Genomic DNA, 23,497 nt, shown 5'->3' on the forward strand with positions numbered 1-23,497 from the left:
TGCTCACTGTCGGTTCACCTCCGCGAGCCCGTCGGTCGTCCCGGCCAGCGGGGCCTCGGCCACCGCGTCGGCCTCGCCGAGGCAGTGCGCGACCGTCTCGCGGACGTCGACGACGTCGCCGACGATCGTCACGGCAGGCGGTTCGATCCCTACCTCGTCGGCCCGACCCACGATCGTCCCGATCGTCCCCGTGACGACGCGCTCGTCGGGAAGCGTTGCGCGCTCGACCATCGCCACGGGCGTCTCGGCGTCGACGGCACCCGCTCGGAGCGCAGCCACGTTGTCGGGGAGTCGACCCACACCCATCAGGATCACCAGGGTGCCGCCGGCAGCGACGATCCGGGAGAGGGCGTCCCAGTCGAGCGAGGAGTCGGCCTTTGTCGGGTCTTCGTGGCCGGTGACGACGACGAATGCCGAGGCGTGATCGCGGTGGGTCGCCGGGATGCCGGCGACGCCCGGCCCGGCGATAGCGCTCGTGACGCCGGGGACGACCTCGAAGGGGACGCCGTGGGCCGCGAGGTGTTCGGCCTCCTCGCCGCCGCGGGCGAACAGCGTCGGATCGCCACCCTTGAGTCGAACGACGTCCCGGCCGGCCGATGCCTCACACACGAGGCGTTCGTTGATCGCCGCCTGGGGCGTTCGCTGCCCATCGGCACGCTTGCCGACGTTCTCGACGCGGACGGAGTCGGGAATCGATTCGACGACGGCGTTGCCCACGAGGGAATCGTGGAGGACGACGTCGGCCTCGTCGAGTAGGCGGCGGGCTTTCACCGTTAGCAGTTCGGGATCGCCCGGGCCAGCGCCGACGAGAAAGACGGTTCCGTTGGTGTTCATGCTCATCAGTCTGAAATCTGGGTGACGCCGCGTGCCTGCCGGTATCGAGCCCGGTAGCGATTGGCCGACTGGGTCAGATCGCCCGGCGGTACGTCGGCGTCGGGGTGGTCGGTTCGCGGTTCGTCAGTGGTGTCGGCCGCCAGGACCTCCCGGGCCGCGGCGATCAGGAACGAACACGGCTCCCGGCAAGGGAGTTCGCTCGTCGCGACATCGGTCGACTGGGTTGACGCCCCGTCACCGTCCCACTCGCGGCGCTTGGCGCAGTTGCCACACACGGCGGTCGTCAGATCGTCGAGCTCCCCGCTCGAAAGGGCCGAGACCCCGGCGTACATGCCGGTCTGGCGAGCGGCGACGTCCCGGAAGGAGATGGGTTCAGGATCGTCGACCCACGTCTCGATGCTGGCCGGATACACCGCCGCGACGGCACGTAGGAGTTCCCGCGGGTTCAGATCCGGGAGCACCCACCCCGTCGGGAGCGAACGCTCGCCGGCGAACGGCCGGAATCGGTCGTCGTCGGTACGGACGAACCACCGGAACGTCTCGGGATCCTGCTCGGTGAGGGTCGCCCGGGACGCGTCACGATCCGCCCGATGACGGAGTTCGTAGGTGTCCTCCGTGACAGTCACAAGGAGGTCGCCCCACGTCCGGGATCGGCGACCGTCTTCGGCGGGAGCAGCGGCGATCCACGAGAGAAATTTCTCGGCGGCGTCTGGCCGCACCGGGTGTTCCCGCTCGACAGTGCGCTCCAGGTCGGCCCCGGCGTCGCCGGCTCGTTCGAGAATGACGTCGGGCACGAGCCGGTCAGTCCCGACGGCGGAGGTATACCAGATCCGGCGACCGTCGACGCTTCCGGGAACTGGATACCCGGATCGGGGGTCGTCGGTGATCCCCAGCAACTCAGGGATCTCGTCGCGCGTGTGAAAGCCGTCGGCGACGAACAGCGGGACGACGGCGATATCGTCGGCCTCGAATGCATCGAGGATGTCTTCGACAGCCGGCGCTTCGTCCATGAACAACGCGTCGACCTCGGCGAAGTCGGTTTGGGCCCGGAGCGCCTCGACGTGGTCGTAGACGGCCTCGGCGCTTTTTGGGTTCCGATCGGTGCCGTGGCCGACGACCGCGAGCGCGGCCTGCTCCTCGGGGACGCCGTCGAGGTACCGGCGGGCGCGGGCCGCAATGACGTCGGTCATCGCCGGGTGGGTGCCGACGGGATCGGTGTACACCATCTCGGGGGCAGTCGCTTCGCCGGCCAGGTCGTCCATTCCGAGGTCGAACTCCCGGGGGAGCACCTGGTCGACGAAGTAGCCCTGGCTGACGAACAGCGGGACGACGTAGGCCCGCTCGGCGTCGATCGTCCGCAGGACGTCCCGAAAGCTGGGGGACTCCTTCCAGAAGGCCGTCCGGACCTGGTCGAAACACCCGCGGTCGCGGATGGCCTCGGTGTGGGACAGCGTTGGAAGCGCGGAGTCGGAGTTGCGGTGGGAGCCGTGGGCCGCGACGACGAGTGCCTGCCCGGTCATGGCTCGTCCACCTGGCTTGCCTCGATGCGTTCGGCTGCTTGCTCTAGCTCGCTCGCGAGTTCCCGAGCCTCCGCGGCCGAGAGCGTCACGCGGTCGGCGTGGGCCGGCACCGAATCGAGGGCGACGTTGTCGAGTTCGAGTTCGAGCGTGACGTCCGCGGGATCCTCGCGGGCCGTCCGCACGTTCAGCGTGGCGAAGGCCGCCTCCGCGAAGCCGTGGCCCTCCACGCGCCCCTCGAGGAGGTCGAACGTCGTGAAGGCGTTGACCTTCAGCACGCGATCAGCCATGTCAATCGTCCGTCGGGAGGGGTTCGCCGCTGGCGTTCGTCGGTGCGGGCGAGGCGCTCATGTCACTCTCGTCGGCGTAGGGATACCACGTCAGCTTCGTGTTGCCGAGATACGGGTCCTCGTAACTCGTCTCTTCGGGCTCGGCGAGGCCGGTAAGTTCGTCCTCCTCGCGGTCGGTGACGAACTCCCGGAAGGACTCCTGGCCCTCACGGTTGGCCTCGTAAACCTCGAGCAGGTTGGCGATATAGCCCGGGATCTCGTCAGCGGGGACGCGCATCTCCACCCAGTCGGCGAACTGCGGGTTCTCGCCGAGGCCGCCGCCCAGTCCGACGTCGAAGGCCTCGACGGCCCCGCCGTCCTTGCGGGTCTTCATCCCGCGGAGGCTGATATCGGCGATCTGAGGCTGGGCACACGAGGCCGTACACCCCGAGAGGTGGATGTGGAAGTCCGAAACACCCTCAGGAACTGGAACGTTCTCTTTGAGCCACCGAGCGTACCGCACCATCCGGTTTTTCGTCTCGACGATCGACAGCGAGCAGTACTCGGTCCCCGTACACGCGATCGAGCCGCGCATGAACGGATGGGGATCGGGCGAGTAGTCCTCGAGGACCGACTCCGCGAGGAAGTCATCGAGGTCGTCATCGGCGATATCGCCGACGATGACGTTCTGGCGCTGGGTCAGGCCGATCATCTCGGAGTCGTACTCCTCGGCCAGGTCCGCGAGTTCGATGACGTCCGCGGCGGCCATCCGCCCGACGAGCACGGAGAGCCCGACGAAATGCTGGCCGTCGGCCTGGTCGTGGACGCCGACGTAGTCGCCCGGCGCGTCCGACCGCCCGGCGTTGTAGTCGTACTCCTCGCGGAGGCCCTGGCCCGCGGTCGGAAGGTCGTACTCGACGTACTCCTCCTGGAGGACCGAGCGGATCTTCTCGGTGCCCCACTCGTCGACGAGGAACTTCATCCGGGCGTTGAACCGGTCTTCGCGGTCGCCGTAGTCCCGGAAGAGCCCGGAGAGCCCGGCCGCGACCTCGGCAGCGTTCTCGGGCCGGCAGAAGACGTCGATGCTGCGGGCGAGGCGGGGCTCTTTTCGTGCCAGGCCGCCGCCGACGTTGACGTTGAAGCCAGCGACCTCCTCACTGTCGATTTCCTTGACCGCCGGCTCGAAGGCGAGGTCGTTGATGTCGCCCTGGCCGGCACCGCGACGGTCGCCGGTGACGGCGACCTTCCACTTCCGGGGGAGGTTCGTATAGAGATCGTTGCCCTTGAAGCGGTCGTGGAGGTCCTGGACGATGGGCCAGACGTCGATGAGTTCGTCGGCGTCCCGGCCGGCGACCGGCGAGCCGACGATGTTGCGCCAGGAATCGCCACACGCCTGGATCGTGGAGAGACCCACAGCTTCGAGTTCGTCGAAGATGTCGGGGACGTCCTCGATCTTGATCCAGTGAAGCTGGATCGACTGCCTGGTCGTGAAGTCAGCGTAGGCGTCGCCGAACTCGGGGTTCTCGACGGGGCCGGTGGCGTACTCGCGGGCCACCTCGCCGACGGTCCGGAGTTGTTCGGGCGTCAGCCGGCCCATCGGCGTCCCGATGCGCATCATGAAGTAGCTCTCCTGGCCCTTCCGCTGGTGGTACAGCCCCCACCATTTGAAGCGCTCGAACCACGCGTCGCGTTCGTCTTCCGGGATGGTATCGAACCCCTCGGCGGCGAACCGTTCGAGGTGCTCGCGTATCTCCAACCCGTAGGTTTCGTCCTTCCACCGTTCGACCTTCGAGGGCATGTCAACCACGAAGAGAGCCGGGCATATACCCGCGACCACCTCGTCAACCTTCCCCGGCTCTCCGGGAGCCTGACAATACTTGCAGCTATGTGTGAGACGTCACGCCGACGTCGTGACCAACCACCCTCAAGCCGGGCAGTGGACGCTCTCGGGAACCACCGGTCTGAACTCGCCGGTCTCGGGGTCGACGCGCCCGAGCGTGAGCCAGTCGGTCACGCCGCTTTCCCCACACTGGATACATTGGCCGGCGATGCGCGCCTCGACGTTCCCGCCGTCGACGCCGACCTCGACGAAGCCCTCGGCGAGAAAATCGGTGAGGCGACAGGTGCAAAATTCCCCGCCAGCGAGCCGCCAGAGGTCGCTGACGTTGACCTCGCGCGTATCGTTGACGCTGACCCAGGCCCCGTCGTCGAGCTGGTGGACGTCGGTGGTCATGGCCGGAGTTGTCCCCTGCCAGCGGTAAGCCCGTCGGCACCTGCGGCGATTGCCGCTCGTCACAGACTCAGGTCGACGTCAGGGGGACAGATTCGCCGGACTGCACCGCCTTCTATCGTCGATCACTGTTCGAGTGGATCAGCAAATACTGCCGCATTACTGGAGAACTGGTAGCGATTACGCCTGAACACGGCCTTATCAAGACGTGGGGACTACGGGCCGTCGATGACCGAGACTGCCGAGACGGCGACCGGAGCGCCGGAACGTGACGACGAGCGAGCGAACCAAGACCACCTCGCAGACGTCGAGGTCGGGGCCGGCTGTACGGAGATCTGGGAACACCTGAGTGAGGGACGTGCCGGTGCCAGCGACGACTGACCGCTCTGCTTCGACCGACCACACGTGATTCCACTGCTACACGACTTCAGCGACGCCCGCGTTCTCGTCTTCGGCGGCGGACCTGTCGGCGCACGGAAGGCCCGCCGGTTCGACCGCGAAGCCGAGGTCGTCGTCGTGGCTCCCGAATTCGCGGACGCCGACTTCGGCGACGCGACGCTCGAGTGTGCCAGCCCCGACCCGGCGGCGGTGCCGGACTGGCTCGACCGGATCGAACCGGCGCTCGTCGTCGCCGCGACTGACGAGACGGCCGTGAACGCGGCCGTCGAGACCGCTGCCGAGGAGCGAGGAATGCTCGTCAACCGGGCGGATCACGCGGGCGACCGAGCGCCGGGGAACGTGATTCTCCCGGCAATCGCCCGCGACGATCCCGTCGTCGTCGGAATCTCGACACAGGGGCACGCTCCGGCAGTGAGTGGCGTCCTGCGCGAGGAGATCGAAACGGAGATCGGCGGGGCCGGCGCGCTTGCGACCTTCGTCGGCGACCGTCGCGAGCGCTTCGCCGAACGTGGCATCGACGGCCCTCACCGACGCGACGCCCTCAAAGCGATCGCGAGGTCTGAACGTATCCGCGCGCTCGTCGCCGACGGAAAAACCGACATGGCACGCGAGGTCGCCGAGGAGTTGCTCACAGACATCCAGAACGAGACGGACTAGCGGCGAAACGGAGCGAGGTGGCCCGTCACCGGAGCCGACCGAAGATCCGGTAGTCCCGATCGGGCGTGTACCGCCTGAACAGCAGACTGTTCGTCAGCACGGAGACGCTAGAGAAGGCCATCGCCGCCGCGGCCAGCACGGGTTGGAGTAACCCGAGTGAGGCCAGTGGAATCATCGCGGTGTTGTATCCCAGTGCCCACAGCAGGTTCTGCTTGATCTTCTGCAGGGTTGCATCGGAGATCCGGATGGCCTTGACGACGTCCCCGGGGTCAGAGCGCATCAGCGTGACGTCCGCCGCCTCGATCGCGACATCGGTCCCAGAGCCGATGGCCGTCCCGACGTGGGCCACGGCGAGTGCCGGCGCGTCGTTGACGCCGTCGCCGACCATCATCGCCTTCCGCCCATCACGTTGGATCGCTTCGACAGCATCGGACTTCTCGTCGGGGAGTACCTCCGCGCGGACGTTCTCGGGGTCGATGCCGACCGCCTCGGCGACGGCGCGGGCCGTCCGCTCGTTGTCGCCGGTGATCATCATGACGTCGACGCCACGCTCGCGGAGTGCAGCGACGGCCTCTTTCGCGCCCTGCTTTACCGTATCGGCGTCGGCGACGACACCCGCGAGAGCGCCGTCGATGGCCACCAGCATCGCAGTCTTGCCCTCGCGTTCGAGGCGCTCCATCGTCTCTTCTGCCGGTGACGGGTCGATCCCCTCGTCTGCGAGCAGCTTGCGATTCCCGACCAGAACGTCGCTGTCACCCACGGTAGCCCGGATCCCGTGCCCCGGAACGTTCTCGAAATTCTCGGGTTCGGGGACGTCCAGCCCGCGCTGCTGGGCACCGTCGACGATCGCGCGTGCGAGGGGGTGTTCGCTACCGCTCTCGGCCGCCGCCGCGAGTCGGAGGATATCGTCCTCGGAGTGGCGCTCACGTTCGGTCACGACGCCGCCGTCGGCGGCCGCACCGCCGGTTCCGCGCGGGTTTCCTTCGTCGTCGAGGGCCACCACGTCGGTGAGTTCCATCTCACCCTCGGTGAGCGTCCCCGTCTTGTCGAAGACGACCGTGTCGACGTCCCTCGCACGTTCCAGAATGTCGCCGCCCTTGAACAGGACGCCGTGCTGTGCCCCGATCGTCGTCCCGACCATCGTCGCCGCGGGCGTCGCCAGTCCGAGCGCGCAGGGACAGGCGATCAACACCGCCGAGGCGAAGACGATGACGGCGAACTCGAAGACCGAGACACCCCCGCCCACGATTTCCGGTCCGCCAGCGACGGGCCCCCACAGCGGGAGCCAGTCGACGAAGCCCGCGAGCGTCTCGGGGAAGGCGAACCAGACGATTCCCCAGAAGACGGCGTTCGCGATGACCGCCGGCACGAAGTACGCCGAGATTCGATCGGCGAGGTTCTGGATCTCGGGCTGGCGGGACTGGGCCGCCTTGACCGTCTGGACGATCTGCTGGAGGGCGGTGTCCGCGCCGACCTTCGTCGCCTTGACCGTGAGCAAGCCGTTCTCGTTGATCGTCGAGCCGACGACCTCCTCGCCCTCACTTTTCTCGACGGGGACCGACTCGCCGGTCACCATCGACTCGTCGACGGCCGACTGGCCATCGACCACGACGCCGTCGGTCGGGATCTGCTCGCCCGGTCGGACTTTCATCAGATCGCCGGCCTGAACGTCTTCCAGTGGAACCTCTCGTTCGGTCCCGTCCGGGCCGATGAGCGTCGCCGTCTCGGCTTCCATCTCTAGGAGCTTCCGGAGTGCCTCGCCGGCCTGGCCCTTCGAGCGCGCTTCGAGATAATTTCCGAGCGTGATGAACACCAAGATGAGCGCGGCGGTATCGAAGTAGACCTCGCCTGCGATCAGGCCGGAAAGCACCGCGACGGAGTAGACGTAGGCTGTCGAGGACCCCAGCGCGATGAGCACGTCCATGTTGGCCCGGCGGTTGTTGACCAGGGCGTTGTAGGAGTTCCGATAGAACGGCCAGCCAAGCAACGCCTGGACGGGCGTCGCGAGCGCGAACTCGACCCAGCCCAGCCGGACCCCGACGAGTGCCTCGACGCCGGCGACGATGCCGCCGCCGAGGACGAGTTTGTCGGCCATGAAGAGCAACATCGGTGCCGAGAGCAGCGCCCCGAACAGCGTCAGCCGGAGTTGCTTGCGGATCTCCTCGTCCCGTGCCGCGTCGCGGGCGTCCGCCCCGGCGTCCCCGGCGTCGTCGTCCTCGCGAACCGGCGAGTAGCCCGCGGCCTCGATGGCGTCGTAGAGGTCCGCTCGGGATGCCTCGGCAGGGTTGTAGGTGACCTGGGCCTCGTCGGTCGCGTAGTTGACCTCCGCCTCGATGACGCCCGGCGTGTCTTCGAGTGCGGTCGCGTTGGCCTCCGCACAGTTCGCACACGACATGTCCGAGATGGCAACGGTGACAGTCTCGGACACTGCGCCGTAGCCGGCTGATTCGACCGCGTCGTAGATCTCGCCGAGTGTCACTACCTCCGGATCGTACTCGACTGAGCCCTCGTCGGTGGCGAAGTTGGCGCTGGCCGCCGTGACGCCGTCGAGGGATTCGAGGGTGTCCTGGATCGTCCCCGAACAGTTCGCACAGGACATCCCCGTGATATCGAGATGGATTGTTCGTGTAGCCATGATATGTATCCCTACGGGTTCACGCTTTAGGCACCTTTCCGCTTTGAGACACCGACCGAAACCCCATCGGAACTTTCGATTCCAAAGCCCGTCTCAGGCCCCCTCTTCGAGTCGCCGATACCGAGTCTCGAAGCGATCCAGACAGGACGGACAACAGAAGTGATAGATCTCGCCGTCGATCCGGGCCGTCTCGCCCTCGCTGTCGACCGTGTTGCCACACTCCACGCAGGTGAGGGCGAACTCCAGCCCCTCGACCGACGGCGTCCACTCGAAGTCGTCGACCAGTGTCACGGCGTACCCCTCGACGTCGACGTCCGAAAGGAGCCCCGCTACCCACGAGCGGACGTTGCGCGCTTCGGCGCGCGCGTAGAACCAGACGTCACCCTCTGCCGTGACGAAAACGTGTTCGACGCCGTCGCTACCGCGCACACGTTCACGAACGGTCTCCACTGACTCCGCCGGGAGTGCAACCTGCACCAGGACAGGGACGCCCGCGCGAAGCTGCGCCCGGTCGACGTCGATGGTGAACTGTTCGATGATGCCTGCGTCCTGTAATCGCGTGACACGATCGGAGACGGCCGGCCCGGACAGATCGACCGCCTCGCCGATTTCGCTGAACGGCCGGCGAGCGTCCTCGGCCAGCATCGAAAGGATCTCTAAGTCGGTCTCGTCGAGATCGTGCATATCGTCACTACTCACTCGGCAAACAATACAGTTTCCCGGACGAGACTTCGGAAAGTGCGGTTCAGAAAGTCGCGTGAGGCTAGAATCGAAGCAAGAACGTACAAAGAGTGGGCTCCCCTAGGACGATTCGGATATGACCCAGACGATCACCGTCGAAGGAATGTCGTGTGAGCACTGCGAGCAAACCGTCGAGGAAGCGCTCGAAAACGTCGACGGCGTGACCGCCGCGACAGCCGACCGGGAAACCGACTCGGCAACTATCGAGGGGACGGCAGAACCAGCCGCGCTGGTCAATGCCGTCTCGGAAGCAGGCTACGACGCCGCAGCGTGACGACAGACGACCGCGAATCACGTTCTGCGCCCGAGAACAGAGCGTGTCGGTTGACTCCTGTTTTTCCCGATTCCGTTTGTCGTCTCGACGCCACCACAATGGGCGATCGATGAGGTATGAACACAAGCCAAGGGCCAGCTATTAGGCAGCCTTTTATATATTAGAATAGCTTACTTCGGGTTAATATTGCCCATTTTCGGCCCCAGGTTCTTTCTAACGCCCAAACAGCGTCCAGAGGTTGAAACACCAATCGAAGCTATCCCTGCATCTGTGTTCCAGTACTGAAACTGGTGAGGTCGTCGATACGCTCTTCGAGGGCTTCGATTTCTTGCCGTAGTTCGTCTGATTCTGCATCGTCGCTTGCCGCCAGTCGGTCTTTCAGCCCTTGGAGACGTGATTCCTTGACATCGTTATCGACTTCGGCTTTCCGGATGTACTCGCTTTCGGAAATCTCGTAAAGATCCGACTCAGCTAGTTCAGTCACATCCAGTGCCTCAGCCACCTTACTCGAATCGAGGCTCATCACGCGCTCACGTTCAATCCCAGCGTCTTCCAATAGATCGATCACGTCGTCTTCGTCTTTGAGCGAACGATTGCGACGTGACGTTCGCTGAACCGACCCGTACTGGCCGTGGACCGGTTGGTCGTGATGCAGACGGTCAAGTAACACATCAGCCACATCCTGCCGGAACTCGTTTGCGTTCCGCTGGACATCCGAACAGAGTGTGTAGATGTTCACTATGGCGTCCGTCTCAAGTTCGCTGAGATCTGTTACGTCATGTCGTTCTAGCGCGTCGATGAGGAGCAAGGCATCGGAGTAGACATCCAGTCCATCGGGTTCGACACGGGTATCCTCCCCTGAAACTGTGTCGCCGTCAACGAGTTGCGTCTCTGTCTGGCCCTCTGTTTCGACAATGACTCCTCTATCGCCGTCGGTTTCGAAGCGCGGATGCAGGCTCAGGACCGCTGGATACGGATCGGCATCGGCCGGCAGCCGGTCGAGTTCGAACTCGCCATGCGAATCTTGAATCCGCCGATAAAGTGTCTCGAACTGCTCGCGCTTGAGTGGGTGACGCTCACCGGACTCGTCGAACGTAATGATGACACGATGCTCCTGTACGTCTGTGATTCGAAATCGGTCGTGAGACAGCGGCGTAATGAGTTCAGCCCCTTCGGAGAGGTCATCGAGTTCGTCAATGAGCGTGTGCCAACTGACGCTGAATGGCATAGGAAGGAGTACGGCGGCTTTGGGAAAAGTGTTCAGGACACGAGTCTATATCACTATATGCGATTGCGTACGTAGTAGGGTATCGTGGACGAGTTCGTCGACTGGGTCCGGAACCGCGAGTACTACACTGACCAGATACAGTTCCAGCGAGAGGTATCTGCCCGCCGTCCCGAGACACGGCCCTGTGAGATGGCGACGCACGGCCAGCGGGCGGACGATCAATCCCTACCAGCGAGGGCTACGCACGATCACCGACCGTACTGTCGTCCTCAAAGTTCGGGGCAGCCAGTCCGACGAACTCGGAGAGTTACCACTTGACGCCGCGCTTCGAGATGTCCATCCGGGCGCAATCTACCATCATCAGGGCCAGAGCTACGAGGTGCAGTCGCTTGACCTCGACCGGGACGTGGCGTGGCTCGCGCCGACAAAGAGCGACCATCAGACCCGCGTCCAATTCGAAGAATCGATGACAATCGAGGAGGACATCACCACCAAACCGTTGGCGACCCGCGAGGATGTCACCGTCCACTTCGCGGAGGTGGCCCGTCGAAAGCAGGTAACCGGCTTCCAGCGACGCGACCACCGGACGGGCGAGATTGTCAGCGACGAATCACTCGACCTGCCCGAGACGACGCTGTCGACCCGTGCGCTGTATCTGACACTCCCGCCGGGCGTCGAAGGACTCATGCAAACGATGTCCGGCTCCTTAGAGGGGGGTCTCCACGCCGTCCAGCATGCCCTCGTCGCCACGTTCCCACTCGTGATTCTCTGTGACCGCCGTGACGTTGGCAGTGTCTCGACGACCGACCATCCACAGGTGGAGACGAGTGCGCTGTTCATCTATGACGGCTACCACGGTGGCGTCGGGCTGGCCCGGAACGGATACGATCAGATTGAGGACCTCCTCCAGCACACGTGGGGATTGCTCGCCGACTGTGGCTGTGCGGACGGCTGTCCGGCCTGTATCCAGTCACCTCACTGCGGTCGGGCGAACGAACCGTTGGATAAACGCCTCGCAGTAACACTCACGATGGCGCTTGCCGACCCAAACTGGCAGGGCGATACTGTCGAACAGAACTCAAATTAGCCCCGCCCGCGAACGACGGAACATGAACGTCGACGAAGAGGCCATCCGAAAACGGAGCACGGACGCCGTGTTCGAGCGGGGCGAAACGTACCGCAAGGAGGGACGTATTCAACGGCTTGACCGATTCGACGATCTCGTTACCGCGGCCGTCAGTGGATCGAAACTGTACGACGTGACAATCGAGTTCGGTGGGCGCAACTTCAGCACGAACTGCACCTGTCCGTACGACGGGAGCGGCGACTGCAAACACGTCGTTGCCGTGTTATTGGATATCGCCGCTGGCCCGCCAGATGACGAGAGCGAGGGCGTCGAGGGAGTTCTTGAGGACGTGTCGGCCGACGACTTGGGTGGCTTTGTCCGCGATGCACTTGCCGAAGACCCAGAGTTGCGCGAGCAGTTTCTCGCACAGTTCGGTGACGACCACAAGTCAGTTGGTGAGTACCGTGAGGAAATCGCCCACCTGTTCGAACAGCACGCTGACCCCGGCGTGTACGACGCGATTGACTTCTCCCGGTTTTTCGAGATTGCCGAGCAGTACCGTGATCGGGACCGATACCTAGCCGCCGCGACGGTGTATCGGGCTGTATTCGAGGAAGTCGACGAGAAATCGAATTGGATTGACGGGGCCTACGACCACTACGCGAAAATCATCCAGAGAGCTATCGATGGCTACGCCGACTGTGTCTTAGCGACTGATCCAAGTCCCGAAGAGTTCGATACATACGCGGGCGTACTGGAAGCACGAGCGTCGACAGAGCCGCCGATTAACAACGAGCAGTTCCGGCGCGAACTCGACGATCTCGAGGAGCGATACGATGAGTGATACACAACGGTATCGACGAGAGAGTTTTAAACAACGTCGATGAGAGACAACAACCATGCCCCACATCTGTGATGACTGCGGTGAGGAATTCGATACGCTGTCTGGTCTTCGTCTGCACGAGTGTCCGGAAAAAGAATCTACCGGCGCCGAAGACATGTTCGAGGATCGGACAAAAGAGATCAGCAAACAGAGGCGCAAAACCGAGCGGCGAGTGAAACGGGCGGCCAGCGAGGAAATGACAGACGCTATAGAACAGGCACAGCAGGGCGACGAGATGGCCGTCTACCAGGCCCTCGCACAGTACGAACAGCGTCTCTCCGATGAGTGGTCACAGCACGAAGAGGGGGATTACTGGGGATTCCATCGAGTCTTCTTCGGCCCCGTAGTCGAGGGTCTCGAAACGATCGTTGATCGCGAAGGGTGGCCGTTTCTGCTCGATGTACTCGACGCCTACTGGCCCGAGGTCACGTACGACTTCGATACCTATTCCGAACACGAGGCGTTCGGTGGGGCGGAGCGGGGTGATTTCGATGAGTACCCACACGTCAGTCATGTGCTCGCAACTGTGACTGGCAAGCAACTAGTCCGGACGCGCCGTGCCGACGGTGTCGCGGCGATTCCCGCCGAAGCGCTCGATTATCTGCTGCTGTTCCATCGCCACCCTGGAGACACACAGCCCTGGATCGACTCGATGAGTTACGGCTGGGGGATCGGTCATCCCGACCACCCGTTCGAGGACTATATCGAAATGATCGTCGACGGCGAATACGAGATTTGGGCCGGCACGGCTATCGAACACGCCATACACGCCGATCAGCACGCCGCGACGACACTCCTCGAAGACCTGTTTGCGGCGGACGTCGTTTCGGACCCCGCACAGTTACTCCACATAGTCGGCACGATCGACCGTGGTTACTACCCTGATTCGAGTGACCACTGGGACTGGGAAACCCTGTACCCCGAGTTCCACGCGGACGGTTTCGACTGGGACCCCGCGGTTCGGGACCGACTGGAGTCCGTCGTCGTCGATTGTGGTCTCGCTCGACAGTTGCCGGACAACTGGGAGTTCACCGATATCGTTCTGTAAAAGTTTGAGTGTCTCGCCGGACATCTCCTCGGTATGAACGATGACACAGACTGGAACGGGATCGGCCCAGAAGACCTCCCGGAAGGTCTCGAGATCGATCCTGCCGAGTTCGAAGCGGTCTCCGAAGAGATGGCGGTTATCGACGACGCGATCGACGCACTCTCCGCCGAACAGATGGAGACAATCGAGGAAGTTCTGGAAGGGCTAGACGGCAAGGCGGTCGTTCCCGAGCGGGACGCGCTCTTCGCGGACCTCGATACGACGCCCGAAGAAACCCAGGAAGCCCTCGATATCCTCCTCACGGAACTGGAGGGGTCCGATATCGACCTCGGCGGGGGACCGGGCGACGACCATCCGGCGGTGCTGGATACCGAACAGGCCGAGCGCTTCCTCGAACTGTACGGTCGACTCCTCGTCTACGTCAACGATCGGTTCGACGTCGTCGTCGGAATCGACACCTACGAGGAGTTCAGCGAGGCGTTTCTGGACGAGATCTATCCGATCCGTGAACGGTTGTACGAGGGAGATGCCGAGGCGATCATCGCGGACTTTCTCGCCGAGAATCCCGCGGGGCTGTCCGAGTCCGAGTTAGAAGTGCTCAGAGGATGGCGTGATTACGAGTTCTGTGAGTTCGCCGCCGTCGTCGAACACCGCGAGGAGGATACCGTCTTCGTGGAACCCGAAGCGCCTCAAGCATTCGCCGTGACTGCGATCCACGACCCGTTCGAGCAGCAGTTCCCGGAGCCAGCGCTACCAGTGATACTGAACGACCTGGTGATGCTCCCGTTCGAGGGCGAAGTCGTCCCTGACGGGTGGCTGCTGTCCGAACCACTCGGTCCGATGATGCTCGACTTCCTCGATATGGACATCGAGACGGCGTACGGGGAGGCCAAACACAGTCACGGAATCGCCGAGTCACTCCCTCCAGGCGAAGGCTCGGCGACGAGTGACGCCGAACGCCTCCGCTTCTACACGAAAAACGAGGAGAACCGCGAACGCTTCGCCGACGAGATCGAACAACTCAGAAACCGGAGCGACGAACTGGCGGGAATCTACCACGAGCAGATGGGGAAGGCACAGGCACGACGACTCGGGCGCGAATTCCGCGATCTCGACCTGCGGGAAGCCCACGTCGCCATTTATGATGGACAAGTCGTCGCGACCGCACCCACCGAGGACGCACTCAAGGAGACGTTGTCTTCCATTATGCCCGAGGACGTCGTCGACCATCCCTATATTTATCACTACGATCCCTGATCTCGTCGAACGCTCGGTATCGGAAAGTATTGATACCGTCCTGACATACGGCCTCCTAATGAGCGATGTAGACCAGTACAAGACCTATCGGGAGATCGGAACACAACTGAACAGCGACATCCTCGAAGCGTACTCCGACCGCAAGCTGATCGTAGAAACTGCATCCGAACTGGACATCGAATTCGACGGGCCGAACCTGGCCTACGAGTTCGAGTCACAGATGCCAGCCCACTTCGAGTTCGCGCTGTACGAATACCGCCGGGACGGGGCCACTACGGCGGAGCGATACCTCGAAGCGGAACGCTGGGGGAGCGAAACCGAACGGGACATTCTCGAAGCCACCGTCGACGCCGATCCCTCGCTGTTCGAGGTCGAATCCATCAGCGACTCAGGCCCCCGTCTGACGGTAACCGACTTGCTGGACGACCGAGAAGAACGCGCGCTGTTGGATGTCAATCTCAGCCGAACCGCAGAGCCAGGGGTCGTGCTGTTTTTCAGACCCGTTCGCTACGACGAGTTCACAACGACCTCGGGCGTCTCGTTTCCGTTCCCCGGCGAGGAGAAAGAGCAACTGCTGGACGAGCACGGCCGCCGGATAGATCCTGACGCGTCGAAAGCGGTGTCCCGCCAGCGGTTCGTCGCGTTCCACGACCTGTATCGTGACCACGGCATCCACATCCAGTACCGGTGATCAACAATGAGCGAGCCAACAGACCGATTCGTCGTCGAGATTGGAACCGGAACGGTCGCGCACATCATCGATATGGACGCCGACCAAGACGAGACGGACTCTCGCTTCTCGCTCGGACTCAGTGGTCCCGGCGAGAAGATGTGTAGTCGAGGGAACCGCCATCCGGGAGACAAGCGAGTCCCGTTTGTGGAGTTTCTCTCCCATCATGACATCGACAAATCAGGATTCGAGGGCGATGCACCTGACGAGATCTGCTCGTACTGCTGGTCGAACACACGTGAAGCAGTGGGGAGAGAGCAGGATCCTGACGACCGATCAGAGCAGATCGGCACTGTCGGGTATCGCCTCCGGTGGAAGCAGAAAGGGCGTGCACGCGAGGAATGGTACGATATCGTCGTCAGACCGGAGACGACGATGGCGGAACTGGACAGACTCGTGTGTCGAATCTCCACGCTCGACGACTTCCACCTCCGGATGTACGGCCTCGAAGACGAATACCTGGATTCCAGTCTCAACGTGCTTCCCGACCACCAGTGCGAGGAGACGGGAGACCGGACATACACGAAAGCGAGTGAGATGACGATTGCTGACGTCGCCGAACGGGCCCGACTCCGAAAGGGCGACAGACTCAGTCTGGTCTATGACTTCGGGACGCCCTCACACTACTACTGCCTCGTCAAGGAAGTCTACGAACCAGACAGACTCGACGAGGTGCTCGACGGCGACGTAATCACGTCGACCGACACGGCTGCAATCGTCACGGAGAAACGACCGTGACACAGGAGACAGACCAAGAGCGGGACAAACGCATTCGAAGGGAGGTACTCACCGACGCCTACACCACAAGTGAGCGGGCAATCAGCTGGTGCTATCACCTCGAACGCGAGATGGGATTTCCGTTCCGGGCGCGGTGTATCGAGGAGCGAACGATCTCACCACTGCGCGAAGGGGAACAAGTGCCTGTCGTCGGAATGACGGACGAAGTCGTCAGCAGCAGCGAGATGTTCGTCCTCGTGGAGTGGGAGGACAGGGAGTTCGGCGTGCCGCTGTCACAGCTCGAAGTGCTCGACGTGGATCAGGACACTCGGGACGCAGTCGACGACTGGCACTACTGGAACGGCGACGGCGGCCGATTGGGCTGAGTGCCGATCAGTCGGGGTCTGTTTCGACCGGAGAGGCGTACTCCTCAGCCAGTTCGACTACGTCGTAAACGTGCATCCCAGTTTTGAACCACAGCACCCGATCTGCGGCGTCTCCGAAGTCCGCGTCGGAACAGTCCAGTCGTTTCGAGACAGCTAACACGAAGTTATCGGCCTCGACCTGCCGAATCTTCGCCAGTTTCGACCGCAGATACTCCGGCGTCCAGAACCCGACGATTTCCATGATCGCGCGCCGTCCGTCGGGATGTTCGATAGCGAAATCCGGGATCATCACTTCGGAGCCGAGGTCGAAGACGTCGTCTTCGCGCTGGAGGTCCCATTCGGTTGTCGCCCGATCCCACTTCCGGGCGAGCGTGCGCTCGACGTCGCTGTCGAACCGCTTTCCGGTGCTGTAGTGGGAGACGAGGCCATCGGTGTGGTCGAGCGTGAACTGATTGGTGTCTCTGGCCGACTCCTCGCCGATGATCTCGGCGCGCATTTCCCATCGGTCACACAGAGGGAGCGCGGGCAGGAAGTTGGCCATCCGAATGCCGTACTTCTGGGATTGCCGAAACAGGGAAACTGGCCCGTCGAGTTCGGCCTCGTAGCCCGCTGCCAGGTCGGTACTCGCGACGCGGGTCCCGTCCTCGTCGATGGGGTAGATCCGGTGCATCAATCCGAACAGCTTCAGATAGCTGAACACCGTTCCGAAGTTGTCCCACACCCGGATGTGCATCGTCGAGGCGTCGTAGAGCACGGCCTGTGCCAGTGCCAGATTGTAGCGAGCTAGCAACCAATCGACCGTCTGGTCGTGCTGGTCGTACGTCTGCTTGCTGTTCCCCGTGAGTTTCGTCGTTGTCGTCGTGGATGCCTGTCTGTCGTTGTCGTCACGCACCGACTGGTCGCCGAACCGAACCAGCCGTCTGTTGGCCGCCAGATCCGCGTACATACCCCGATAACACTCCTCGAGTGAGATTCCCAACTCGTCGGCGACCGCACTGTAGACTTCCAGTTTCTGGGTGTCTTCTCCGAGTGTGGGCTGGCGAACGATCGGGTAGCGATCGCTGGCTCGCTCGAACAGTCGCTGCCTGATCTCTCGTGGGTCAACAGCCGCCTGTTGCTCGAACTCACACTCGTCTCTGAGGAGTTTCGCCAACCCTTGGACGATCTTGTAGTCGGTATCGTCCACGGTCAGTTCGTCGATGGCGTCGTCCAGTTCTCCCTTCGGGTCACTGAGGTGGTCCTCGAACAGCGCGATCAACGTGGCCGCTGTCTCTCGGTACCGCTCGTCGGAGATATCGATGAACAGCGGGCGAACTTCACCATCACGTGTCCGCGACCGGGCGAGATCAGCCGTCAGCACTGCTACTCACCCCATCGCGTCGTCGCTGGGAAACGTATGTCTCCATCGTGTCGGTCGTGATGATCTCGTAGAGCCGTGCTGGGTGGCGGTCGTCGGTCGGGCGGAGGATGCGGCCGAGTCGTTGGGCGTACTGGCGTTTCGATGCGCTCCCGGAGAGGATGATACCGACATTGGCCGCTGGCACGTCGATACCCTCGTCGAGGACCTGCGAGGTGGCGAGCATCGAGTACTCGCCGCTGCGAAACCGATCGAGGATCTCGGTGCGTTCGTCGGTGTCGGTCTGGTGTGTGATACACGGGAGGATGAACTCCCGGGAGATGTCGTAGGCGAAGTCGTTGTTGGCGGTGAAGACGATAACACGGTCGTCGTGGTGGCGTTTGAGCAGAGTGTCGAGCGTATCGAGTTTCTTCGACGCCGTCCGGGCGATGCGCTCGGCCCGTTGCTTTGCGACGAGCGCACGTCGCCCCTGCCGGTCGTAAGACGTACGCTTGAGAAACTCGGCGTACCCCTGTTCGTTCCAGAGATCGAAGTCGTGACTGTCGACGTAATCCCGGTATATCTGGTACTCCTCGTCGTATTCAGTCCGTTCCGCTGGCGTGAGATCGACGGACATCTGGATGGTTTCGTACTCACTGAGAAACTCTCCGGCGAGGTTGTCAACATCTTCCTCGTAGACGACCGGCCCCATGCGGTCTTCGAGCAGTGCCTCTCGTCCGTCGGCGCGTTCGTAGGTCGCCGTTAGCCCGAGCCGGTAGGGTGCAATCGTCATCTCGGGAATCTGGAGGTACGTCTCGGCCGCCAAATGGTGGGTTTCGTCGGTGATGAGCAAGCCGAACCGGTCGCCGTACTCGTCGATATACCGGTAGGCGCTGTCGTAGGTAGTGACTGTGAGCGCGCCGATATCGTGACTCCCGCCACCGAGGACACCGACCTCGCCGGTGAGTTGCTCGCCGAACGCGTTGGTGAGCGTGGCGTGCCACTGGTTCATTAGATCGATCGTCGGGGTGACGACGAGCGCGCTGACGCCGGCGTCGGCGATCGCCTGCAATCCGAGGAACGTCTTCCCGCTGCCGGTCGGGAGGACGACTGTGCCCTGCCGGTCGTGCGCACGCCACGAGTCGAGTGCGGCCTGCTGATAGTCACGCGGTTCGATCTGGAGTGCAGGCGTCAGGGAGAGATCGGTGTACGCGCTGGCAGCGTCTTCGACCTCGTGGCTGAATCCGCTGTCGAGGGTGGCCTGGCTACCGCCATCGCTCCACTGCTCAGCCCACTCAAGGAGTGCCCGATATCGGTACGCTTGGGCGCGGTGCGTATCGACGCGGTCGTCCCACTCTGCGTGTGGAACTGTCTCGGGTGTATCGTAGAGCAAGAGCGTTCCGTCGTCGAATTCGATCCGCATTCGGTACGTGGACGCACGACCGTCAGACGATTCAATCTGTCGGGAGTTCCGTCGAGGGACATAGCGCCTGACAACAGCCAGTGAGAGACGGCGTCACGTTTTCGGGACGTACCATAGTAGACAAACACAAGACATGGACTACCCGACTCGAGACGAAATACGATCGCTCTGTACCGATCAGTCGTTCGAGCGCGGTGTCAACTATTACCACCAAGATCGGGTGCAGGAACTGGATATCGACGGCGACGAGATCAGAGCCACCGTTCGGGGATCCAACTACTACGATGTCGCGATCGACCTCGTAGACGATGCGGTCCGGTCGCGTTGCAGTTGCCCGTACGACTACGCGGGCGACTGCAAACACGTTGTCGCAGTTTTGCTCACCGTAGACGACCGAGACACTGAGACGGTGAGCGATCCCGAACCCGAGCGAGATGAAACAGTCGACGTCGAATCGCTGATCGAAGAGACGACACCCGTGGACCTCAGAGCGTTTCTGCTCGACATCGTTTCCGAGGATCGAGATATCCGCGACCGCTTTGTCGCATTCATTGGAGAAGACACCGGCAAGACCGTCTACGACTACAAACAGGAGATCGATCGACTGTTCGACGACGCTGTCAGCCGCCGAGGGATGGTCGAACACGACACGCACATCGACTTCTCGCAGTACACCGACCTCGCGGAGACACATCGAGAACGGGGCCACGTCGATACGGCGACAGGTATCTATCGAGCGGTTTCCGAGGCGATACGCGAGAATCTGGACCGGGTTGACGACAGCAGCGGCCACTACGGCCGTGAACTGGAGCGCGCTATCGAGTCGTATGCAGAGACGGTCGCAGAACAGGAGTTCGACCACGAGCGAAAGCAGCCGTCCATCCAGTATCTCTGTGCGGAGTTCGTCGGGGCAGACTACGGCTTCGCCAGCGACTACTATGACAACGCACTCCGAACGCTCTGCACGACGGACGCGGACCTCGAATACTGGCTGGAGCAACTCGACGCACACGTGTCCGGTGTCACGCTCGATGTAGTGCTGTCGGGAGAGTTGTCCTCGAAAGCGGACGTCCGACAAGATGTAACTGCGGACAGCGTCGATACATCCGACGGATCAGCGAGAGACGACGAGTCGACTGTCCACTCCGAGCGGACGGACGACGTTCTCTACGTATCCGATTTCACCGATGGTCCGCTCAGCACTGACGATTTCACTGGTGGAACGCTCGGCGTCGAACACTTGGCTGTTGGAACACTGCAATTCGAGTACTTCGTCGGTGACGCGTTCGAGAAGTTACGCGTCGATGAACCGACGACCGTCGAGAGACACACCGCTAGCGTCGAGCCGACCGAATCAGGAACGACTGACACGGAGATCTCGTCGTCACTCCAGAAGCGGCGGATATTCTCGACCTACGTCTACATCCTCGAGGAACTCGGCGACGAAGACGCCCTCTCGCAACTCTACGAGGAGATCTACCTCGAAAGCAAGCGCTTCTGCGAGGAGTACGCCCGACAACTGATCAACGAAGGTAAGCAAGCCCGTGCGATCCAAGTCATTGAAAACGGTATCCATACGTTCCGATCGGCTCGTGAGCTCCGTTGGCTCGCTGCCGACCTCTACGAAAACCGGGACATGGACGAGTACCGTGACACGCTGAAACAGTTGTTTCTTGACCACACGGAGTGGGCAGCGTACGATGACCTGAAGTCGGTCTGTGACGATCAGGAGTGGCAGTCGATCTACGAGGAATTCGAACAGCGCTTCCAGAGAGACGATCGAAAGGACCTCGTCGCGCTGTACGTCCACGACGACGACCTCGAAAAAGCGTTCGTCGAACTGAGAGAGAACACAAACCTCTCGTCAGTTCGCCAGTATCGTGATCCAGTCGCAACTACCGCGCCCGCCGAGTACTTCGAGCTCTACCGGGAACTGCTCGTCCCGTTTGCCGCCGGCGACACCGGCCGGCGACACTACCGAGACATCGCCGACCACTTAGAAGAGATGCGAGGGTTGGTCCCCGAAACCCGGTTCGAGGAGTTCGTCGATTTCCTCAAAGACAAACACTCGAACCGGCCAGCGTTCCTGGACGAACTGGAGAAAGCCGGGTTCTGATCCGCCTCGTGCATCCAATCGTTTCGCCGCGAATATTTATGCCAGATACCGGCCCCAAACGCGATAGATGGACGAGACACGGCACGACAATGCCATACCTACCACGGTACTACGAGATACGCGCGAACAGCGGCCTTGGACGTTCGACGGGTGTGCAGTCGAGACGCGAGATGTGACGCTCTCGACCGCCGATTACGCCGTCCCGGCTGCCTGTACGCACGACTCGAGCTCGGACACCTACCATCCGCGATTCGCGGTCGAACGCAAATCCGGAGACGACTTCCTCACCGCACTCACATGGGAACGGGACCGATTCACCTCCGAGCTACGGCGGGCAGCCGAGTGGCCACAGCCCCTCGCGGTCGTCGTGGAGACATCCTGGGAAACCCTCCTCCGGAACCGGGGCTGTATGTCGTGGCGAGACATCCATCCGAACCAGATGGTCGGCACCCTCTCAGCGTGGACTCGTCACTACAACGTTGCGTTCCGTTTCTTTGAGTCCCGACGACGTGCCGAACTGTGTGCGTTTCTCCTCCTCGTCCGCCACAGTCTACGACGGGAGCAAATCTGACATGACACTCACTCGGCCCAGAAGGTCCGCTGTCGATCTTCGATCTCTGCGAGAACCATCGACAGCACGTCACGCCACTCCACCGGATGTGACGCGTCGTCGCCGGGTGTCGGCGCGTCCGGACCCGGGTGGACGTTATCACGCGTGTTGTGGTCTGTGGGATGGCGATCGCACCGATGGTCGAACTCACCATCCCGGTGCTCTTCGTGGTAGTGCAGCGAGAAGTCCCCGTTCTCGAACCACACCACTTCCAGGCGAGCGCTCTGCACGCGCTGCGGATAGAACCCGGGATCGTACCGACAGACGACGCGATCCGGCGCGAATTCCGGCTGGCGTTCGACCCCTGTGAAGCGGTCGTCGGTGATGAATCGCTCTTCGATAGCGTTCAGGCGATCGAAATCGATCGGGGCACCGCTGACATCGTCGGTCGAACCGGCGTCGTCGCTTCCGCCACTCATGCGACAGTACGTCGATCGACAGTGCCGTCCGAGTCAGTCTGTAGCGCTCGTTCGAGCAACGTAATCCGACGGCGAGTCGTTTTCCACGCAGAGACATCCTGCCACACTGACTCGACAGACCGCCCAGTATCAGCTGCGTGGGTAGTGATAGCTACTGCATCCGGCGAGGCGACGCCAAACGTCTCAGCGAACGACTCGTCACGCTCTGCCGCATCGTCCAGAAACGCGAGGAGTTCGTCCTTATCGTACCTGTTCTGAAGTTTCTGGATACGCCGCCAGTTCAGGTACGCTTGGTTCCGCTCGTACGTCGCGGGAGAGTCGGTGACCCGCGTGACGATTCCCATGCGCTCGAACCACTCCAAGTACTCCCGAGCGGCGTCTACTCCGTGTCCCGCACGGTCGCCCACCTCACTCGCCGTCGCGGGACTATCGAGTCCGAGTACGGCGTCGAAGAAGTCGTCCCGTGTGCGGTCCCCGGAGACCAGCTCTTCGGGAGCGGCGAGCTCGTCGAAATCAGGCGCGTCCCAACGCTCGTCGGCGTCCGCCTTTAGTTCGGGGCGTGGATCTTCCATACCGGACGTACGCTCCACAGACGGAATAAATCTTCGTGAGCTTGGGATATTTCCAGAATTCGGTTCGGTAGGATAGACACCTACGTGATTTCACGTTCTATTTATCGAACTATCGAAAGGAAAGACTACACACCAAGACAATGTCGTCTT

The 23,497-nt window shown here is 62.3% G+C and carries 24 protein-coding genes; 12 read left to right on the forward strand and 12 right to left on the reverse strand.

Features of this window, described 5'->3' with window-relative positions; genetic code table 11:
* Positions 1–3: 3 nt before the first annotated feature.
* From cobA to HTIA_RS06695, 5 genes are all read right to left on the reverse strand, one after another.
* Positions 4–840 (reverse strand): uroporphyrinogen-III C-methyltransferase, encoded by an 837-nt coding sequence (cobA, locus tag HTIA_RS06675; RefSeq protein WP_008526215.1) that lies wholly within the window; start codon positions 838–840, stop codon positions 4–6.
* On the reverse strand, positions 840–2,354 hold the full coding sequence (locus HTIA_RS06680; RefSeq protein WP_008526213.1) for a CbiX/SirB N-terminal domain-containing protein: 1,515 nt from the start codon (positions 2,352–2,354) through the stop codon (positions 840–842). The genes cobA and HTIA_RS06680 overlap by 1 nt, the downstream gene beginning before the upstream one ends.
* Positions 2,351–2,641 (reverse strand): DUF6360 family protein, encoded by a 291-nt coding sequence (locus tag HTIA_RS06685; protein ID WP_008526211.1) that lies wholly within the window; start codon positions 2,639–2,641, stop codon positions 2,351–2,353. Before HTIA_RS06685 ends, HTIA_RS06680 begins: the two co-directional genes overlap by 4 nt.
* Position 2,642: 1 nt before the next feature.
* Entirely contained in the window at positions 2,643–4,418 is a 1,776-nt protein-coding gene (locus HTIA_RS06690; protein WP_008526209.1) for a nitrite/sulfite reductase, read from the reverse strand.
* A gap of 126 nt (positions 4,419–4,544) precedes the next feature.
* Positions 4,545–4,853, reverse strand: coding sequence for a hypothetical protein (locus HTIA_RS06695; protein WP_008526207.1), 309 nt, complete (start codon positions 4,851–4,853; stop codon positions 4,545–4,547).
* A 225-nt stretch (positions 4,854–5,078) separates the two neighbouring features.
* Between HTIA_RS06695 and HTIA_RS16805 the strand changes: the two genes are divergently transcribed.
* Positions 5,079–5,231 (forward strand): hypothetical protein, encoded by a 153-nt coding sequence (locus HTIA_RS16805; RefSeq protein ID WP_008526205.1) that lies wholly within the window; start codon positions 5,079–5,081, stop codon positions 5,229–5,231.
* Between the two features lie 24 nt (positions 5,232–5,255).
* Entirely contained in the window at positions 5,256–5,906 is a 651-nt protein-coding gene (locus HTIA_RS06700) for a precorrin-2 dehydrogenase/sirohydrochlorin ferrochelatase family protein (RefSeq protein WP_008526204.1), read from the forward strand.
* 25 nt (positions 5,907–5,931) lie between these two features.
* Here HTIA_RS06700 and HTIA_RS06705 read toward each other — a convergent pair whose 3' ends face one another.
* Together HTIA_RS06705 and HTIA_RS06710 are read right to left on the reverse strand one after the other, a co-directional pair.
* The gene (locus HTIA_RS06705) at positions 5,932–8,541 is read right to left on the reverse strand and encodes a heavy metal translocating P-type ATPase (RefSeq protein WP_020936179.1); all 2,610 of its coding nucleotides are present in this window, start codon (positions 8,539–8,541) and stop codon (positions 5,932–5,934) included.
* A 93-nt stretch (positions 8,542–8,634) separates the two neighbouring features.
* Positions 8,635–9,225: an AsnC family transcriptional regulator gene (locus HTIA_RS06710; protein ID WP_008526201.1), complete on the reverse strand. Its 591-nt coding sequence runs from the start codon at positions 9,223–9,225 to the stop codon at positions 8,635–8,637.
* A gap of 133 nt (positions 9,226–9,358) precedes the next feature.
* Between HTIA_RS06710 and HTIA_RS06715 the strand changes: the two genes are divergently transcribed.
* Positions 9,359–9,556 carry a heavy-metal-associated domain-containing protein gene (locus HTIA_RS06715; protein ID WP_008526200.1) on the forward strand — a complete coding sequence of 66 codons (198 nt, stop codon included), beginning with the start codon at positions 9,359–9,361 and terminating at the stop codon, positions 9,554–9,556.
* A 256-nt stretch (positions 9,557–9,812) separates the two neighbouring features.
* Here the strand turns inward: HTIA_RS06715 and HTIA_RS06720 are convergent, their stop codons facing one another.
* Complete coding sequence (locus tag HTIA_RS06720) at positions 9,813–10,784, reverse strand: PD-(D/E)XK nuclease family protein (RefSeq protein WP_008526199.1); 972 nt, start codon at positions 10,782–10,784, stop codon at positions 9,813–9,815.
* Between the two features lie 184 nt (positions 10,785–10,968).
* On the opposite strand from HTIA_RS06720, the gene HTIA_RS06725 reads away from it, so the two are divergent.
* The 7 genes from HTIA_RS06725 (at position 10,969) to HTIA_RS06755 (ending at position 16,871) form a co-directional block, all read left to right on the forward strand.
* Complete coding sequence (locus HTIA_RS06725; protein WP_008526198.1) at positions 10,969–11,871, forward strand: Zn-binding domain-containing protein; 903 nt, start codon at positions 10,969–10,971, stop codon at positions 11,869–11,871.
* Positions 11,872–11,893: 22 nt separating this feature from the next.
* On the forward strand, positions 11,894–12,694 hold the full coding sequence (locus HTIA_RS06730; protein WP_008526197.1) for an SWIM zinc finger family protein: 801 nt from the start codon (positions 11,894–11,896) through the stop codon (positions 12,692–12,694).
* A 235-nt stretch (positions 12,695–12,929) separates the two neighbouring features.
* Entirely contained in the window at positions 12,930–13,781 is an 852-nt protein-coding gene (locus tag HTIA_RS06735; RefSeq protein WP_148290937.1) for a hypothetical protein, read from the forward strand.
* Positions 13,782–13,814: 33 nt separating this feature from the next.
* Positions 13,815–15,038: a hypothetical protein gene (locus HTIA_RS17010; RefSeq protein ID WP_008526195.1), complete on the forward strand. Its 1,224-nt coding sequence runs from the start codon at positions 13,815–13,817 to the stop codon at positions 15,036–15,038.
* A 58-nt stretch (positions 15,039–15,096) separates the two neighbouring features.
* A complete protein-coding gene (locus HTIA_RS06745; protein WP_008526194.1) occupies positions 15,097–15,729 on the forward strand; it encodes a hypothetical protein in 633 nt (210 codons plus the stop codon).
* A gap of 6 nt (positions 15,730–15,735) precedes the next feature.
* On the forward strand, positions 15,736–16,506 hold the full coding sequence (locus tag HTIA_RS06750; protein WP_008526193.1) for a hypothetical protein: 771 nt from the start codon (positions 15,736–15,738) through the stop codon (positions 16,504–16,506).
* Positions 16,503–16,871: a calcium-binding protein gene (locus HTIA_RS06755; protein WP_008526191.1), complete on the forward strand. Its 369-nt coding sequence runs from the start codon at positions 16,503–16,505 to the stop codon at positions 16,869–16,871. The genes HTIA_RS06750 and HTIA_RS06755 overlap by 4 nt, the downstream gene beginning before the upstream one ends.
* Before the next feature lie 7 nt (positions 16,872–16,878).
* Here the strand turns inward: HTIA_RS06755 and HTIA_RS06760 are convergent, their stop codons facing one another.
* Both HTIA_RS06760 and HTIA_RS06765 read right to left on the reverse strand, forming a co-directional pair.
* Positions 16,879–18,231: a DUF790 family protein gene (locus HTIA_RS06760; protein WP_008526189.1), complete on the reverse strand. Its 1,353-nt coding sequence runs from the start codon at positions 18,229–18,231 to the stop codon at positions 16,879–16,881.
* Positions 18,218–19,630, reverse strand: a complete 1,413-nt coding sequence (locus HTIA_RS06765; protein WP_008526186.1) for a DEAD/DEAH box helicase — start codon at positions 19,628–19,630, stop codon at positions 18,218–18,220. The genes HTIA_RS06760 and HTIA_RS06765 overlap by 14 nt, the downstream gene beginning before the upstream one ends.
* A 133-nt stretch (positions 19,631–19,763) precedes the next feature.
* On the opposite strand from HTIA_RS06765, the gene HTIA_RS06770 reads away from it, so the two are divergent.
* Both HTIA_RS06770 and HTIA_RS06775 read left to right on the forward strand, forming a co-directional pair.
* Positions 19,764–21,746: an SWIM zinc finger family protein gene (locus HTIA_RS06770; RefSeq protein ID WP_008526184.1), complete on the forward strand. Its 1,983-nt coding sequence runs from the start codon at positions 19,764–19,766 to the stop codon at positions 21,744–21,746.
* A 67-nt stretch (positions 21,747–21,813) separates the two neighbouring features.
* The gene (locus HTIA_RS06775) at positions 21,814–22,317 is read left to right on the forward strand and encodes an ERCC4 domain-containing protein (RefSeq protein WP_008526183.1); all 504 of its coding nucleotides are present in this window, start codon (positions 21,814–21,816) and stop codon (positions 22,315–22,317) included.
* An 8-nt stretch (positions 22,318–22,325) separates the two neighbouring features.
* Here the strand turns inward: HTIA_RS06775 and HTIA_RS06780 are convergent, their stop codons facing one another.
* Together HTIA_RS06780 and HTIA_RS06785 are read right to left on the reverse strand one after the other, a co-directional pair.
* Entirely contained in the window at positions 22,326–22,775 is a 450-nt protein-coding gene (locus HTIA_RS06780; RefSeq protein ID WP_008526182.1) for a hypothetical protein, read from the reverse strand.
* Positions 22,772–23,347: a DUF7342 family protein gene (locus tag HTIA_RS06785; protein ID WP_008526181.1), complete on the reverse strand. Its 576-nt coding sequence runs from the start codon at positions 23,345–23,347 to the stop codon at positions 22,772–22,774. The genes HTIA_RS06780 and HTIA_RS06785 overlap by 4 nt, the downstream gene beginning before the upstream one ends.
* Between the last annotated feature and the right edge of the window lie 150 nt (positions 23,348–23,497).

This window comes from Halorhabdus tiamatea SARL4B (assembly GCF_000470655.1).
Taxonomy (GTDB): Archaea; Halobacteriota; Halobacteria; order Halobacteriales; family Haloarculaceae; genus Halorhabdus; species Halorhabdus tiamatea.